Annotated in this window: 11 protein-coding genes; 2 read left to right on the forward strand and 9 right to left on the reverse strand. The window is 63.4% G+C overall.

Annotated features, from left to right (window positions below; genetic code table 11):
* Nucleotides 1-5: 5 nt before the first annotated feature.
* Genes XH96_RS20300 through XH96_RS20340 form a run of 9 tightly spaced genes read right to left on the reverse strand, consistent with a single transcriptional unit; the run spans nucleotide 6 to nucleotide 13,629 of the window.
* Nucleotides 6-1,817: a serine/threonine-protein kinase gene (locus tag XH96_RS20300; RefSeq protein ID WP_194387375.1), complete on the reverse strand. Its 1,812-nt coding sequence runs from the start codon at nucleotides 1,815-1,817 to the stop codon at nucleotides 6-8.
* The gene (locus XH96_RS20305) at nucleotides 1,814-2,590 is read right to left on the reverse strand and encodes a PP2C family serine/threonine-protein phosphatase (protein WP_194387376.1); all 777 of its coding nucleotides are present in this window, start codon (nucleotides 2,588-2,590) and stop codon (nucleotides 1,814-1,816) included. The genes XH96_RS20300 and XH96_RS20305 overlap by 4 nt, the downstream gene beginning before the upstream one ends.
* A 6-nt stretch (nucleotides 2,591-2,596) precedes the next feature.
* A complete protein-coding gene (gene tagF, locus XH96_RS20310; RefSeq protein WP_194387377.1) occupies nucleotides 2,597-3,298 on the reverse strand; it encodes a type VI secretion system-associated protein TagF in 702 nt (233 codons plus the stop codon).
* Nucleotides 3,295-6,846 carry a type VI secretion system membrane subunit TssM gene (tssM, locus tag XH96_RS20315; protein ID WP_194387378.1) on the reverse strand — a complete coding sequence of 1,184 codons (3,552 nt, stop codon included), beginning with the start codon at nucleotides 6,844-6,846 and terminating at the stop codon, nucleotides 3,295-3,297. Before tssM ends, tagF begins: the two co-directional genes overlap by 4 nt.
* A gap of 42 nt (nucleotides 6,847-6,888) precedes the next feature.
* Complete coding sequence (gene tssL / locus XH96_RS20320) at nucleotides 6,889-8,421, reverse strand: type VI secretion system protein TssL, long form (RefSeq protein ID WP_194387379.1); 1,533 nt, start codon at nucleotides 8,419-8,421, stop codon at nucleotides 6,889-6,891.
* A complete protein-coding gene (tssK, locus tag XH96_RS20325; RefSeq protein ID WP_026201979.1) occupies nucleotides 8,418-9,755 on the reverse strand; it encodes a type VI secretion system baseplate subunit TssK in 1,338 nt (445 codons plus the stop codon). Before tssK ends, tssL begins: the two co-directional genes overlap by 4 nt.
* Before the next feature lie 47 nt (nucleotides 9,756-9,802).
* Nucleotides 9,803-11,179: a type VI secretion system-associated FHA domain protein TagH gene (tagH, locus tag XH96_RS20330; protein ID WP_194387380.1), complete on the reverse strand. Its 1,377-nt coding sequence runs from the start codon at nucleotides 11,177-11,179 to the stop codon at nucleotides 9,803-9,805.
* A 12-nt stretch (nucleotides 11,180-11,191) separates the two neighbouring features.
* Entirely contained in the window at nucleotides 11,192-11,704 is a 513-nt protein-coding gene (locus XH96_RS20335) for a hypothetical protein (RefSeq protein WP_246789685.1), read from the reverse strand.
* Nucleotides 11,705-11,760: 56 nt separating this feature from the next.
* Complete coding sequence (locus tag XH96_RS20340; RefSeq protein WP_194387381.1) at nucleotides 11,761-13,629, reverse strand: type VI secretion system Vgr family protein; 1,869 nt, start codon at nucleotides 13,627-13,629, stop codon at nucleotides 11,761-11,763.
* Between the two features lie 358 nt (nucleotides 13,630-13,987).
* Between XH96_RS20340 and XH96_RS20345 the strand changes: the two genes are divergently transcribed.
* Entirely contained in the window at nucleotides 13,988-15,301 is a 1,314-nt protein-coding gene (locus XH96_RS20345) for an ImpA family type VI secretion system protein (RefSeq protein WP_194387382.1), read from the forward strand.
* A 123-nt stretch (nucleotides 15,302-15,424) separates the two neighbouring features.
* The gene (tssB, locus tag XH96_RS20350) at nucleotides 15,425-15,952 is read left to right on the forward strand and encodes a type VI secretion system contractile sheath small subunit (RefSeq protein ID WP_028178526.1); all 528 of its coding nucleotides are present in this window, start codon (nucleotides 15,425-15,427) and stop codon (nucleotides 15,950-15,952) included.
* The last annotated feature ends 6 nt before the right edge of the window (nucleotides 15,953-15,958 follow it).

Consider the following 15,958-nt stretch of genomic DNA (forward strand, 5'->3'; position numbering starts at 1 on the left):
GCCGATCAGTTCGTGAGCATCACGTAGCGCGCGGCCGCGGTGATCGTCACGTGGTTGCGCTGGGCGTCACTCAGCGCCTGCAGGAAGAACGTGTCGGCAGCGGTCGGCCGCGGCTGGCGCAACGAGTCCAGAACCTGCGGAGTCGCTACGGCCAAGATCAGCTGCGGACCGCTCGCGCGCGGGAGCGGGAGCGAAAACGACAGCGAGTCAATACCCGGCTTCAGAAGGTAAGACAGGCTCTGCACCTCACCGCGATCCGACACCACGAGCAATTCCACCACACGATTGGCGAAGTTCTCGATGGTGCCGTTGAGGGTTTCGCCAGCCTTCAATTCCGTCGCTGACAGGGTGACCCGCGGCACGCGCACCTGATCGCTTCCCACCTGGCTCAAGAACTTGACGGCCGGGCACTGGGCCTGGGTCACCTGCCTGACACCGACCGAAGCCTCAAATCCCTGGTCCCGCCGAAACGCCTTGTCGAACGTATCGAACGGGGCCGTCGAGGCGCCGAAGCCCTCGATCACGGCGGCGGTTTGACTGACCGCAACCGGCAAGATGAAGAAGCAATCGCCGCCGGAATATTGAGCTACATATTTGCGGATGCGCTCGGCTCGTCCCTGCCCCTCGGCTGGCGGAGTGGGCGTTACCGCCGGCGGTGGTGACAGCTTCACCGGCTCCCGGCGTCCGGGCTGTGGTGCAGAGGGCTCGACTTTCGGCGGCGACATTGTCCCCGCGAGTTTCGGAGGCGGCGGCAAGCCCGCCACGCCAGGCACCGACCAGACCAGCTTGTAGAAGGCATATCCGCCCCCGCCCAACATCAGCAGCACCGCCGCTGCGCTCGCATAGAGCCAGAGACTGCGCGGCCTCTTCTGCGCGGTTGAGGGCGCCCTGTCCTGCCAGGCCGGCGCCGCGCCTTCCGGCGGCGCCAGCGGATCGAAGCCGGACAGCGGCGCGGTGGATGTCTGGGGCGGACCTGTCGGCGTCCATTTGGCGACCTCCGCCATGGTCGCACGCAACGCCGGATCGGGCTGCAGCATCCGCTCCAGCAAAGGCCTTATGCGCATGTCGACCGCACCGAGATCGGGCACACGCCGGCGCTTCTCCACCAGTTGAAACTGGCTTCCGCCCATGTCGAGCTTCTGTCCGGTCAGCGCATGGAACAGCACGAGGCCGAAGCTGTAGACGTCGGATTTCGCCGTGATCTCGTTGCCGTACAGGCCGACCTGTTCCGGAGACGCGTAGTTGTCCTTGCCGGCGAAGCCCGAACCGATGATGGTCTTGTCACCCATCTGGGTCGATCGGGCGATGCCGAAATCGATGATCTTGGCGCGTCTCACATCGTCGAGCGGCACGATGATGTTGTCCGGGGAAACGTCGCGATGGATGATGCCGTGCTCGTGGGCGGCCTCCAGTCCCGATGCGACGCGCCGCATCAACTTGACCAGCGCCTCGAAAGTCAACGGCCCTTCGTCGAGCATGTTCGAGAGCGAACGGCCGTTCACGAACTCCATCGCGAGATACGGTCGCTGCAGCACGGGCTCCACGGTGAACAGGAAGTAGCGAACGATCGCGTCGTGCGGGAGGTTGTGAAGCGCCGCTGCCTCCCGCCGGAACAGCGCGAGCGCGGCCTCGTTGTCGACCATGTCGGGCAACAGCATTTTTACCGCAACCGGCGATCCGGTTTGAATCTCACGGCACTTGTAGACCTCACCCATGCCGCCCGCGCCGATCACCGCTTCGATCTCATAGATGCCGTTGAGGCGGGTGCCGGGCGGCACACCGCGGTAGCCCGACGGGAATGGATCGTTGACGGTCATGGTTGCGGCTCCAGATCCAGCGGCGATCTTGTCGGTTCAGAGGATCGCGGCACCAGCAGCCGCACAACCACAATCGTCACGTTGTCGAGCCCTCCCCGATCAAGAGCCAAAGCGAGCATGTCATCGCAAGCCGCCTGGGAGTGCCGCGTGATCGCGTGCTGCAGGATCTCGTCGTCCTGCACATGCTTGGTCAAGCCGTCGCTGCAGATCACGAAGATGTCTTCCGGCTCGGCCGGACCTGTCACGACTTCGAACTCCGGATCATCGGCGACGCCAACGGCCCGCGTAATGGCATTGCTCGGCCAGTCCTTGACGTCTTCGCGCGACACCGCGCCGCCGGCAATCAGTTCCTCCAGCTCGCTGTGATCATGCGATACCTGATTGATGCAGCCCCGGTTGACCAGGTAGACCCGGCTGTCGCCCGCCCATATGCAGGCATAATAGCCGTCGCGGACGAGCAGGACCGCCGCCGTGGTGCCGACGGTGGCACCCTGCCGTTCCTTGCTGAGCGACAGGATCTGCCGGTTCGCGTGGAACAGCCGCTCCTCGCACTGCGCCAGCAGGTCGGCGGCCGAGTCCGGCAAGCCGATCATGTCAAGCGACTGCACGACGATGCGGCTGGCGAGATCGCCGGCCTCGTGACCACCCATACCGTCGGCGACGGCCCACAGGCCGACATCGGTCCGGACCAGGCACGAATCTTCGTTTCGCGACCGCACCCGTCCGGCATGAGTGACGCTACCGACATCGAACAAGGAAGGGACGTGCACCATCGCGCGTCACCCCGTCCCGGATGCTGCACGGCCGAGATCGCCGGTCAGCAGTGTGGAATAGTGAAATGGATCCGGCAATCCGCGGCAAGCGAGCGCCATTGATGGAAAGCCTTCGCCACCCGCGGTCCACCAGAAACTTGCCGCAGCATAGATCTGCGGATTGGCCGCGGAAAGCGCGGCAAAAGACTTGGTGAATGCGTCAGCCGCCGAAACCGCTCCGACGGTCGTTGCGCCTAGTGCGATCATTTCCGATTCGTCGGCGATCGGCGCCTGCGGTCGCGGCACCGCGAGACGATCCAGGGCACCCGATATCTGCTCAAAGGTTGAAGTTTGATCCAGGGTCGAAAGCAGAAACGCCTCCGCCTGCCCGTACCATTCATCCTGAGGATCGACGCTCGGCGGCGGCAGTAAGGCGCCTTCGTCCGACACCGCATGCAGCGTCAATGGATAATACCGCCCCACCCCGTCGAGCGAAGGCATCATTGCCCCCGCCACCGTCGTGCCGCAGATGGCGGCGCCAAGCCAGAATCGCCAGACCGGTGCGGTCAGGAACGCCTGCTGCCAGCCCGGACCAAGCTGATGACGACTGGCCGACAGCGCAGACTGCACCCATGGCTCCCAGGCTTCCAGGAAGCTGCGCGGGGTGGCGATCGCGATGAAATCACGCTTCGCGCCGATCTTGCCGAATAGCCCACAACGCATGGTCATATTCCGGTCGGGCAGCGAAACTCGCGGAGCACCGACAGGTTGAGGGGATTACGCAACGACCCGGTCGAAATCTGATAGTTGAGCTCGCGCCCCGCGACGATGAAAGTCGCGCTGGCGGTTTCCGCTTTCACCACCAAGGATCCAGCCTCGAGCATCCGGAACAACGACCAGGGACCGATGCGCTCGAGCACGGATGGCGGCCCGATATCGTTGCTGACCGAAATTGCCGTCCGCGGCGACGGACCCGGCCAGAGGACGGTGGTCGGTGCGTTGCTCTGAGGCTGCGGCGGTGGTGGCGGAGGTTGCGGCCCGCCGAACATGGAGGAAGCCGTGGGCGGGCCCGGCGTGACCGGGCTGGTGATCGTCGTGCCGCCAATCTCGGTCTTGACCGTCACGCCCGGTCCAGATGCCCCGGGCGGCCGGATCGCGAACGATACCGCCGGCACGCCACCGCCGGTCTGGAAGAAGGCGTCGCGGACATAAGCCGCATTCTGGAACTGCTTCAGCGTGTCGGGCGAGAACGATCGGCCGACGGGACTCTCCTTCCGCCACGTCCAATCTGATCGCGACGTGTCGGCGTAAGACGCCAGGAACTGGGTGAAGAACTTGTCCATGACGCCGTTCGGACTGAAGAGCTTGGCGAAGTCGGCGAGTGGCACTTCCTGATTGCTGCCGCGGACGAACGGATACCGGTTGGTCACCGTCTGCTGGCAAACCGGCGTGACCTGATCGCGCAGCGCCTGCAGGATCTGTCCGGCAGTCGAGGCGGCAATGCTGCCTTCGAACTCTGCGGCGGCCGCGCGCAGCATGTCGGAGAACGGCGGCGGCATGCGCGAGGCATTGTTGCGCAGGGCCGCAACCTGGCTCTGAAGCGAAGCGGTCGCCTGCGCGGTCAGTTGCGGGTTCTCGATGATCAGCGTCAGATTCTGCGCGATGTCGTTCAGGTTGGCGATGGTCGAGTCGATCGGCCGGCGGGTGCTGTCGCCTTCCAGCACCGCATGATATGGTTTGAACTGTGCTTCGATCGTCGCCCCGAGTGGTCCATCCTGGGCGTTGGTGAACAGTGGTGGCGCGGCTATAGCAGGCGTGGCCGGGTTCGTCGCAGCGTTCGCCGGCTTCGGCCGCTCCTTGGTCAGTGTCGTCTCGTCGCGCACCGATTCCAGGATTTGCCGCATCGGTGAGGTCGGCGCGGAAACCGCCCTTAGCACCTCGTATTTCGGCTTGTCGGCAAGCAGTTTCTTCAGACGCAAGCTGCCCAGCGCGGTTCGCCAAGTCGTGACAAACTCGTTGGAATAGATGTTCACGAGGTCGCCGGCGAGGTTGTCGTACTGCTGGTCGATGGCCGACTGCTGGCCGGCATCGCCCAGAACCCAGCGTTCCTTCTTCATGCGCTCCGACAAACCCGGCAGCCGGGCGACGAAGTTCTGCTGGAAGCCGTTATACGTGAAGAACTGGGGCACCCGCACAGCGTCCAGAGGCTGCCCCGTCGTGGTTTCGAACACGACCGCCATGTCAGGACCGCCGCGGCGGGCGGCGATCCAGTCGCCTGCAGTCGATGAGCGAGCCTCGGATCTCAGGAATTCATAGGCGCGCTGCGACACGCTGAGGCGCGCGAGCGAATTCTGCGCCTGCTTGATCAGCCGGCCGTCCAGCTCGACAAGCGGGGGCTGCTCCGTCTCGAGGTCGAACATCGCCGTGAGGTTCTCATCGAGCAGGCGCCGTCCTTCTGCGTTGGTTGCGCCGGGATAGAGGTTGTCCTGCCAGTCGCGCTGCATCCAGGAGCGGATCAGATCGCGGTCCGGCGACTGCAGGCCGCCGAGCATCAGATAGACCTTCAGCGCCTCGTAGACGAACGCAGATTCGTTGATGCGCGCGTTGAGCTGCTCCTCCAAGCGATACAGCAGGCGTGGCCTGAACATGCGCTCGAGCGCCGCATGATAGGCCGCCTTGGCGGGCGACATCAGCCGGGCGTGCTGGCTGAGCCCGTAACGGGCCGACAGGGGCACCGACTCGTTGCGTGATCCGTAGCCCGCCGGGGCGTTGCGCAGCCGATAGAGCAGTGGCAACACCTTGTCGAGATCATGATCGTCGATCAGCGTCTGCTTGATGAGAGGCGCTCCGGCGGCTGCATATTCGTTGTCCGCCTGCACACTCTGCGCGATCAAGTCGGAATTGCGCTTGTAGCTGGTCAGCCATCCTGCGATCAGCCCGATCGAGACCAGACCGATCAAGGACAACGCTGCGGTTTTCAGAATCAGTGCGCGCCGCACCGCCGCACGGTCGGTCGAGACCCAGTCGGCCTCGCCGATGATGACCTTGGAAATGAGATCGGCGAGGAAATAGCTCTTGCCCGTCCCTGAATAGGATCCGGAACCGACCTCCTCCGCGCCGAACGTGCGCGCCAGCGACCCGATCAGTTGATCGATGGGCGTCCCCTGCTGCGTTCCCGAGGTGAAGTAGAATCCGCGCAGGTTCGCATTCACGTGGTAGCGCGTTGGCTCGAAGATCTGGTTGAGGAAGTCGTGGATCTGCGGCTTGAGCCGCGCCATCTGTGCCGGGAAGCCGAAAAGTTGCACGCGGTGCTGCGGTGTCGGCTCGTCCTGCAGGCGGTCGAGTGTCTCCTCGCTCAGGCGCTCCAGCAGACGGTCGAACTCGACTGGTATCTGTCCCACCAGATTCTTGGTCTTGTCAGCGGTTTGGAATGTCGCGCCCCAGACCTGGCGACGGCCGGCCTCGCCGAGATAGGCGAAATATTCGGTGAAGCCGGCAACGAGATCGGCCTTGGTAAATAGCGCGTAGACGGGGAAGCTGACCTTGAGCTTCTGATGCAGCTCGAGCAGGCGCATTCTGATGGCGTCGGCGTGAAGCGCGAGCTCCTGCTTCGGCAGCGTCAGCACGTCCTCGATGCTGATGGCGACCAGGACGCCGTTGATCGGCTGGCGTGACCGGCTCTTCTTGAGGATGTCGAGGAAGGACAGCCAGCTTTCCTTGTCGGCCTTGGCGTTGGAATCCTGGGTGGTATAGCGGCCGGCCGTATCGATCAGCACGGCCTCCTCGGTAAACCACCAATCGCAATAGCGGGTACCGCCGACCCCCGCGACCGCAGCCGGCGTCGCCCCGCGCGCGAGCGGAAATTTGAGCCCGGAATTGACCAGCGCAGTGGTCTTGCCGGCGCCGGGCGGGCCGATGATGACGTACCAGGGCAGATCGTAGAGATAGCTCGATTTGTTACCGCTGGCAGTCTTCAGCGTGGCGAGCGCATCCTTCATGCGCTCCTTGAGAACCGGCTCGTCGCTGACGGGCTGATCTGCCGCACTGATCCCGTCGGCGATCTCCTTGGCATTCTTGCGCCGCTTGAAGAAACTGAAGCCGGCGACGCCCGCCGCGGCCGTCATCAGCAGCAGAATCGCGATCTGGCGGATGATGTGGTTCTCGAGCGGATGCCAGTCGCCGAATGCAATGAAGGGACCTGCGAAATAGACCACGGCGCCGAGCGAGCTGAGCCCAACTCCGTAGAGAATGATGCGGATGATATCCTTGGCAAGCATTGATCGGTACCTGTCGCAAACCGCGTGAGCCGTGAAGCCTGCTTATTCGCTGCGTTCGATGAAGATCTCGACACGCCGGTTCTTGGCGCGTCCGTCAGGCGTCGAATTGGGTGCGATCGGCGCGTCCGCTCCCTTGCCTTCAACGTCGACGCGCGAACCATCGGTCAGGCCGGGCTTCAGCGCGGCGGCAACCGCCTTGGCGCGCTCGACCGACAGCTCGAAGTTCGAAGGGAAGCGCACGGTGCGGATCGGCGAGCTATCGGTGTGACCGACGACCCGGATTCGTCCCGGCTCCTTGTCGAGGGTTACTGCGACGCGGGCCGCAACCGGCTTGAAGCCGTCGAGGATGGTGGCCTGGCCTGACGAGAACAACGCGAGGTCACAGACCCTGATCACGATGAAGCTCGCGGTCTGGTCCGCGGTCATGGCACAGGCGGTGTTCTCCTTGGCGAGCGCATTGCGGATGCGCTGCAGCTGGGTGATACGGTCCGGCGGTGGCGGCGGAGGTGGTGGGGGCGGCGGTGCAATGACCTTGCGCTTGAGCTCGATCGGATCGCTGGGATGCAGCGCCAGAGCGACTTCGGCAGCGTTCTCCGCCCGGCCGGCCAGCAGCGTCCGCAGGACGAAATAGGACCCCGTCAATAGCGCGGCGGCCACGGCTGCCACCAGCCAGACCGGAACGCGGAGACGCTGCCGGCGACCGGCCAGCGCCTGCCCCCTCCAGTTGGGCGACAGGTCGCTCACCGTCTTGGGACGGACCCGGCGCAACAATTCGTAGAGGTTGCGCTGGATCACCTGCAGGTTCGCAAGCCCGCCTGCGGACGTGCGGTGGATGCCCTGGAAGCCGAGCGCGAGGCAGGCATGCTGCAGTTCGAGCACTGGATAGTTGATCAGCGGATCAACCTTCAAATGGTCGAGGATCTCGAAGAAACGGACACCACCCACACGCTCGCCGAAGAACCGGCTCAGCATGGAATATTGCGTCCAGACGTGGCGCTCATCGGTCGGGATGTGCTGCACGATATCGTCGGCGGTGGCGCACAGGATGTATTTCGCCGTGTTGGCCTGATGCTCGGAGATCCCCGCCGAACGGATATCCTTCTCGAAGAACTTGATCGCGTCGGCGACCTGCTCCATCAGACTTGCGAATGACGCACGCATGAGCGCCACGCGCAACCGGCCAAGCAGTTGCAGCAAAGGGCCGGCCGCACGCATCACCGGATTGGCGTTTGGCGCGACCAGATCGTCGACGCGCAACGGCGGTCCGGGCGGCAGCATCCCCTCTTGCACCGGTGCCTGCGCGGGTGTCGATATCCATTCCTCGGACGGCTGGCTGGTCGGCGCAGCGGCATAGCTCGGGCGCTGCGGAATGGGAGAAGAGGATGACGGCAAGGAAGGTGCGGGCGCGCCGGGAGACGGCACAGGTGACGGCGAATAGCTTGGACGTGCTGCGGGCCCCTCGCCCGCCGGAGGCTGAGCGGTGGGCGCCGGCGGCAACCTCCCGCCGGGATTGGGACGAATGATCGTCCGCTCGCCCCGACCGAAAGGATTGACCGGCTTGTCCCTGTCGCTCATGGCCTGTCTTCCAGGATAGCCCAAAGGTACAGCTCGAGCTCCGGCCAGTCGCCGGAGAAATGCATCCCGATCGAGGCCGCCGTGCTGAACTCAGGCCATAGCGGCGACTTGCGATCGAGATAGAAATAGACGTGATCGGTGATGGCCCGGATGTGCGGCGGCGGGGTCGGCAGGTGCACCAGCGTCAACCCTGGCAAGTTGGCGTGCACGATCTCGTTCATCTTGGTGTTCGGGCCGACCTTGAACAAATGCGGGAAGTCGTTCTGGATCTCGACGAGCGGCCGCCGTGCGGCGACCTCCAGCACCAGGGTCGCATTCCGGAACAGCGCCCGATCGCGGATCGGCGACACGAACGCATTCTGGGCGCGCTCGATGATCTCCAGGCGGATCGCCCGCCGGCCCAGCCGCGCGCTCAGGAAGTCCTGGATATCGCTCACCAGGGGTGTGAAGATATTCTCGAGATCGTCGTGATCGTACGCCGGATAATTGCGAGCACGACGTTCCGGTGTGGCAAACGTCGCAAGCTCACCGGCAAACCTCAGCAGCTCCTCGTACAGTCGTTCCGGATGAACGCTGCCCGAACGCTGGAAATGGGTCAGTACGGGAATGGTCCGGTTCAGCACCTGCAGCACCAGATAGTCGACGCTCTGCAACCCGCCCCCGGATGACGGATCGACTGCGTAACGTGCCAGCTCGTCGAGCTTGGTCTCGACCCAGCCGATGATGCGATTGAGCCAGCCGTCGATGATGGGATGCGCGGCGCAGACCAGCATCGGCGGCACGAACTTGTCGTCGAACAGGATGTTCTTGTCGCGCACTTCCAGAATGCGCGCGATGCCGAGTCCCATGTATCCCGGCTTGCTGGTCTTGCGCAGTTCGAACGACAACCGCGGATAAGCGATGTCGATCTCTTCCTCGATGCGCAGCGCCGAGGTCGAATCGATGAAGGTCTCGGACGTACGAACATAGCGACTGGCGCTGTCGGTGCGATCCTCATCAACCTCGCGGGTGTTTGGCGCTGCGATCGGCATCATCAGCCAGACGATCTGGCCGGCGGCGGAATCCGGCACCTCGATCGCTTCCGGAATCGGGCTGTCCGCGGGGATGTCGAACGGTGTTCCGTCCGGCATGACGCCGGACGCGTTGCGTACCGCGAACTTGCTCTGTTCGGTGAGGTCCTTGTCGATCTCGAGCTGGGCGAATCCCCAGGGGTATGGCGTTGTGTAGCGAACGCGCTTTTCCAGCAAATGTTCGATATAGCGATCGTTCTGCTGCAGATGGTGCGGCCGCAGAAACAGTCCTTCTGACCAGAAAACCTTGCTGTACCAAGACATTCCTACATCCACTCAGCAGCGTTTGGCGACCGCGTGGTCGCCGACAGTCACTTTGAGCCGCCCTTGTCGGCGCGGTCGTAATAGTCCGAAAAATGCAACATGAAAGTATCGATCGGCGCGCTATTGTCGCGGCCGAGATGCGCCTTCCAGCGCGTCAGGAATTCGTCCCAGAGTTTGCCCTTGTTCGAGCCGAACCAGGAGTTCGCGCCGCGCTGAAGCTCGAGCTCGCGCGCCATGAGCGTCGGATCGATGCCGGCGACGAGCTCGTGGACGGCGTGCTGCATCGCCATGTACGTCTTCAACTGATGCGATTTGAGGTCGCTGAAGCCCTGCGCGAAGGCTCGTTGCGCGTCGAGATAGCTGCGCGTCCGCGGCCCGAACAATATGCGCATGGCCTCTTCCGAAGTCGGCGAGAACTTCAGCGGGTTGTTCTCCACGGCCTGGACGGTCGTCTGGCTGGTACTGCGGGTCAGCTGCTTGGCCTGAGTTCGCGCCTGCAGCAGCGCCATCAGATTGTCCACGGTCATGCGCAAGATCGTGCCGAGCTGTTCGGCGAGCTCCGCGTCGGTCTTGTTGGCAAAGAAATTGTCCGGCAACCCCGCAGCACGTGCCACCAGCCGCGCGAACTCGGTGCCGCCGACCGGCTTGGCCGCGGCTGGCCCTTCGCCCGCCACTTGTGCCGGGCGGGACTGCTCAACGGGGGGCCGGGCCGGCGATGGCGGCGGCTGGACGGGCGCTGTTTCATCATCGGTCCACACCGATGGCCGGCGCGGGGTCGGCATGGCGGGTGGTGCCTCGACCAGTGCTCTCGGCGTCGCGACCGGGCCGGCAGCCCAGCTCATGTCGTCCTGCGCATCGGGCTGGTGCGGAGGCGTCGGCGATGGACGTCGAAACGGATCCACTCCCGGCGCCGGGACGCTCGCGGCCCAATCCAGAAACTCCGGATTGATCGGCCGCGCCGCCTCGCGTGGGTTCTTCAACTGCTGCGGATCGATCGGCGGCGGCACGTCGCGGTCGGCCGCCCAAAGCTCCTGGTACCCGGCAGGCTGCTGGACGGGAGAAGCGCGCGGTTGCGCCTCGCGGTCCGGGACGCGCCCGCCCGCCTCGTCCTCCAGTGAAACTCCGATGATGTAGTGGCCAATGGTAAGTCGATCGCCGTCGCGCAACCGGTGTGGTCCCCGGATGCGCTGGTCGGCGCCATTGAGAAAAGTGCCATTGGTCGAGACGTCATGCAGCCAATAGGCGCCCTCGCGAAAATGCACCTCGCAATGCTTTCCGGAAATCATCCGCGTCGGATCGGGCAACGTCCAGTCGAGGTGACGGTCCCGGCCAATATCGACCGACCGCCTGCCGGTGACCGAAAACGATACAGGGCCGCCGTCCGGAAGATTCGGTTCGTTCTCGATATTGAAGCGAAGCACCATCTCATCGTCTCGTCAGCGCGGAGGGCGCGGTTCGCCGCGTGCCAATTGAATACCATCCTCCAGGCATGCCGTCATTATCCGGTCCCGGGACTCGCGGGGCAGCCGGCAAAGGGCGATCAGCAGGGCCGCCCGCACCGCGCGTGCGGCTTGGTCGGGCTTGGCCTCGACCGGCGCAAATTCTGCCGGAACCACGCTTCCGCCGGACCATCCCGCCGCCAGCGCCAGCCAAGTCGCCGGCTGCTCGGGATCGTTGGCATTGCCGACCGCCAGCGCCTTGTTCCGGGATTGCTCGTCCGGCTGCCGGACCCAGGTCTCCACGAAATTCAGCGACCTGCTGTCGTTGGCGTCGAACTGGTCGAACATCCGTCGCAACGAGCGACATCCCCAGGCAACCGCCACGCGCCTGGGCAGCAGATAGGCGCAGAAAGAGACGGCTCCGTGCCAATTGCGCGCATCGGTGGCGTCCTGAAGGAAGTCCAGCGAAGGCTTGTCGACCTCGGCCTTGCCGACATCGTGGCGCGCCATCGGATAGGCCTGAAACAGATCCTGCACCGTAGCGAACCGAACCTGGCTCATAGCGGTCAGCCGACAAGAGTTGGCAGGCCGTGGGCGCCCAGCGGGCCCCCGGCTGCAAGTGCCATGGCACCCTGCGCCGTCATCGCGATAGTCGGCGCGTTGATGACGATACCCGCAGGGGTCAGGATGATCTGGCTGGGGCCAACCTGCAGGGTGATGTTGACGTTCGCCATGAGCGTGATGGTCAGGCCCGCAGTGACGGACTGATCCATCGTCATGGTGATATGCTGGCCGCCAAGCGCGATGTCGAGCTTGTCATTGCCGTTGACGAGTGTGGTCTTGCGGGTGTCACCACCGAGCGCGGCTTCGCCGATGGTCCGCGTCTCGGTGTCGCGGACCGTCACGTCGTGGTCCTTCTCGGCGTGCACCGTGATCTTCTCGGAGCCCTTCTTGTCCTCGAAGTTCCACTCGTTGTAGCCGCCGCCCCCCTTGGTGGAGTCCGATTTCAATCCCGCGATCGTCTTCTTGGACGGCAGATCGTAGGGCAGCTTGTATTCGTCGTTATACACCGTGCCGATCACCAGCGGCCGGTCCGGATCGCCTTCCAGGAATTCGACGACCACCTCCTGTCCGACGCGCGGAATGATCTGACCGCCCCATTTCTTGCCGGACCAGACCTGGGCGACGCGCAACCGGCAAGACCGCTTTTTCTTCCGGTCCCAGAAGAACCGGACATAGATTTCGCCGAGATTTTCGACGTCGATCTCCTCGCTGGAATTGTCGTCCTTGGTCACCACCTTTGCGGTCTGGACGCCGTTGATCCTCGGCTTCGGCGTCAGCATCGGTGCGCGGAACGGCCGATCGCTCGGCAGAAACTCGTAGCTGCCGAAATAGACGTGTTGGCCGGCGTCGCTCGGGCCGCCGGTGCGATAGGATTCGATCGAGAACGAATGGGTGGCTCGCACCACGAGATATTCGATGTTCTGCGAGTCCTTGTGGTGCTTTTCGAGCTTGGTCAGTCCGCCGGGGAACAGGTTGACCGCGTCGCCGTTGCCGCGCCGCCGCCGGTCCATGGCCTGTTCGGACTGAAGCTGGATCTTTGCGTAACGCTCGCCGTCGGATTTCTCCTTGAACTTGCCTGGATAGTCGTAGAACTCCATCTCCGATCGCGTGTAGTTCTCGTTACCCTTGGCGTCGCTGATCATCTGCGCGTTGGGCTTCTGGTAGTTATAGTCGTTGAGCTCGATCTTGCCGGTCCGAAACCGACGCTCCGAGACCCATTCGTAGATGTGTTGCTCGCCGCGCCGATCGGCTCCCGTCAGCGGAATGTAGGGTATCGTGGCAAGACCGTTGATCGGGCTGTGCGACGATTTGGAGTCCGCCAACACCAGCGTGTGTTTGCCGCCCTCGTGCTTGAAATAGTAGTAGATGCCGTGCTGTTCCATCAGCCGGCAAACGAAATTCAGATCGGTCTCCCGGTACTGAACGCAATATTCGAGCTTCGGACAGGAGCCCTCTTCGGTCAGCTTGGATTCATAGTCGGTGAAGCCGCGATCGTTGAAGACCTCCTTGATGATGTCGGGCGCCTTCTTGTCCTGCCAGATCCGGCAATCGGTGGTTCGCGACAACAGCCATAGCCAAGGCCTCAGTATGATCCGATAGCTGAAGTAGTCGTTCTTCACCCCCAGCCATTGGGCTTCCGTGAGAATGCCGCTGAACTCGCGTTCCTTTTCGTGCAGCTTGATGGTCAGCGTACATTGCTGACCGATCGCGCGGTCGAAGTCGAGATCGGCATCCTCGCTGAGACACTCGATGCGATATTCGAAGAGTTCGCTAAGTCCTTCCGAAGCCTCGTATCCGACGAAAACCAGAACGTCTTTGCCGAGAGGCGTCTTGAGCTCGCAGAGGCGGGTATCCTGGGTAAGCTGGCCCATGTGGGCGTTAACTCCCTCTTCGTCCGCGTGATCGGCAGAAGTGCCGACCAGGCGTCATGCAAGAACCACGGAAATCCCTTCTGCCGCTGACAGGGCCGGCAAGTCCGCCCCGAGGGTGGGTGGGTCTTCTGACGCGCCACGGCAGCCGTCCAAAGAACCACCTCGCCCCTCAAGTATAGTCGCCTCCAAGAGCTTGCCGGTTCACGCGAAACGGTCATGATCGTTTGGGGAATGAACCAGGGCCATCATGGATCTGACCTATCAAGGCAATCAGATCATGATCCTCCCCTGCCCGATCCGCTGGACAACACGGGCTTCGACAGAGGGGTGGATGGCTTAGAAGACGGACGATCCTCGCATGCTCGACGTCGCATCCCTCACCCAGGCCATAGCGGCCGATGATCCCTGCGGGCCGGACCTCGACGCCGCCGGCGACATCCAGTACCTCAATTTCTTCGCAGGTGCAGAATCCCTGCTGCCGATGTCGTATTTCGAGGTCGTCAACGCCAACGGAGAGCGCGGACGTTTCGATCCGAGGGCCGTCGATATCGCGGGCCAGTTTGAGGCCGTACGGCCCCTTCTGGCGCGCACCCGCGATCTGCGCCTGAACATGCTGCTGGCCAAGTTCGCCATCCTCAACCGGGATCTCGACGGCTTTCTGAATTGCCTGAAGGCGACCACCACACTGCTGAGGGATCAGTGGGAAGCGGTGCATCCGAGGGCCCAGGACGGCGACTATGCGCTTCGGGCCGTCACGGTCGAAGCGATCGACGTGTTTCCAACCGTGATCAACCCCCTCCAATTCCTTCCGCTGATCGAGAACCGCAGGCATGGCAGCATCAATTACCGGGCCTATCAGGTCGCCAAAGGCGAAATTGCCCCCGGCGATGCCGACGCGGGCGGCCCCGATCTAGCGACCATCGAGCGCATCATCGGCGATACCGATCTCGACACCCTCAAGGCCGTGAGTGCCAGGTGCTCGGCGGTCGCGGCCGAAATTTCAGGCCTCAAGGCGATCTGGCACGAAAAGTTGAACACGGGTCAACCCATCAGCCTCGATCGAGTCTCCGGAGTCGCAAACGGTATGGCCGCGTGGCTTGCGGGTCTTGTCACGGAGCGTGATCCGGCCGCAGTGGCCGCGCTACCGGACGATGCGGCACCGGTTGACGCGCAAGCGCCATTGGAAACGACCGGCGCGCTGGCTTCGTCAGCACAGGCCACCGCAGCACTTGCGGCCGTGGCGGACTATTTTTCCCGAATGGAACCGTCCAACCCGGCGCTGTTGCTGGTGCGCCAGGCGCAGGAAATGGTCGGCAAGTCATTCATCGAGGTGATGCGGATGCTGGTGCCCACCCACGTGGAGAGCGCCGCGATCAACATCGGGCGCGACAAGGTCTTCGACCTGCCGATCGAACGGATGGCGGAGCTCGCCATAACACCCTCATCCACGATCGAGAACGCATCTCAAGACGTTGTTTTCTGTGTAGAAAACAGAAATCAAGCTCTGGGCCTGCTGGCGAAGGTGGCGGCATTTTTCCGAGCCGCAGAGCCCTCCAGCCCGATCCCTTTTTTGGTCGATCGCGCGCGCGATCTCGCGCAGCGAGACTTCCTCAGCCTCCTGAACGACGTCCTGCCCGAGGGGACGCTCAAGACAATCGACAAATCGCATTGAACCCGCTTTTCGCTCGACGGCACTAACAGGACATAAGGAAGCTTGTCGACCGCGAGTTGAGCCGCCTTATCAGCCTGCGTCGCGCAAGTCGGTTTCCAAAGCGATTTTGTAGAGAGGGCAGCCATGGCTACGGACAGCGGTCAAAAATTCATTCGGCGAAACCGCGCACCGCGCGTGCACATCACCTACGAAGATCCCTACGACGCCGAGCGGCTGATCGAGCTGCCGTTTGTCATGGGCGTCCTCTCCGACCTATCCGGCAACAACGCCGGCGTTGAGAAGTCCAAGGTCGAGGAGCGCAAGTTCCTCGAGTTCGACATGGACAATTTCGACAACCGCATGGCGGCAATTCAGCCCGGCGTGACGACGCGCGTGGCCAATCGTCTGGGCGATGCGCCCGACGAGAAGATTTCTGTCGCCCTGCGCTTCAACAAGATGGCCGACTTCTCACCGGTGGCGGTCGCCCGGCAAGTTCCAGCCACGGCCAAGCTGCTGGAGGCCCGCGAACAGCTCGCCAACCTGCTGCGCTACATGGACGGCAAGGTGGCCGCCGAGGATCAGTTGAAGAAGCTTCTCAGCGATCCGCAACTGATGGCCGCGCTGCAGGAGCGCGCAGCCAGCCAGCCGACCGAACCCGACGTTGAGAAATAAGGGAAG

The organism is Bradyrhizobium sp. CCBAU 51765 (genome assembly GCF_015291725.1).
Lineage (GTDB): Bacteria > Pseudomonadota > Alphaproteobacteria > Rhizobiales > Xanthobacteraceae > Bradyrhizobium > Bradyrhizobium liaoningense.

What these genes read in the sequence shown, in the direction of transcription:
- tagH (WP_194387380.1), bottom strand. Translation starts at nt 11,179, where the DNA reads ATGGTGCTTCGCTTCAATATCGAGAACGAACCGAATCTTCCGGACGGC.
- XH96_RS20300 (WP_194387375.1), bottom strand. Translation starts at nt 1,817, where the DNA reads ATGACCGTCAACGATCCATTCCCGTCGGGCTACCGCGGTGTGCCGCCC.
- tssL (WP_194387379.1), bottom strand. Translation starts at nt 8,421, where the DNA reads ATGAGCGACAGGGACAAGCCGGTCAATCCTTTCGGTCGGGGCGAGCGG.
- tssK (WP_026201979.1), bottom strand. Translation starts at nt 9,755, where the DNA reads ATGTCTTGGTACAGCAAGGTTTTCTGGTCAGAAGGACTGTTTCTGCGG.
- XH96_RS20340 (WP_194387381.1), bottom strand. Translation starts at nt 13,629, where the DNA reads ATGGGCCAGCTTACCCAGGATACCCGCCTCTGCGAGCTCAAGACGCCT.
- XH96_RS20335 (WP_246789685.1), bottom strand. Translation starts at nt 11,704, where the DNA reads ATGGCGCGCCACGATGTCGGCAAGGCCGAGGTCGACAAGCCTTCGCTG.
- XH96_RS20305 (WP_194387376.1), bottom strand. Translation starts at nt 2,590, where the DNA reads ATGGTGCACGTCCCTTCCTTGTTCGATGTCGGTAGCGTCACTCATGCC.
- XH96_RS20345 (WP_194387382.1), top strand. Translation starts at nt 13,988, where the DNA reads ATGCTCGACGTCGCATCCCTCACCCAGGCCATAGCGGCCGATGATCCC.
- tssM (WP_194387378.1), bottom strand. Translation starts at nt 6,846, where the DNA reads ATGCTTGCCAAGGATATCATCCGCATCATTCTCTACGGAGTTGGGCTC.
- tssB (WP_028178526.1), top strand. Translation starts at nt 15,425, where the DNA reads ATGGCTACGGACAGCGGTCAAAAATTCATTCGGCGAAACCGCGCACCG.
- tagF (WP_194387377.1), bottom strand. Translation starts at nt 3,298, where the DNA reads ATGACCATGCGTTGTGGGCTATTCGGCAAGATCGGCGCGAAGCGTGAT.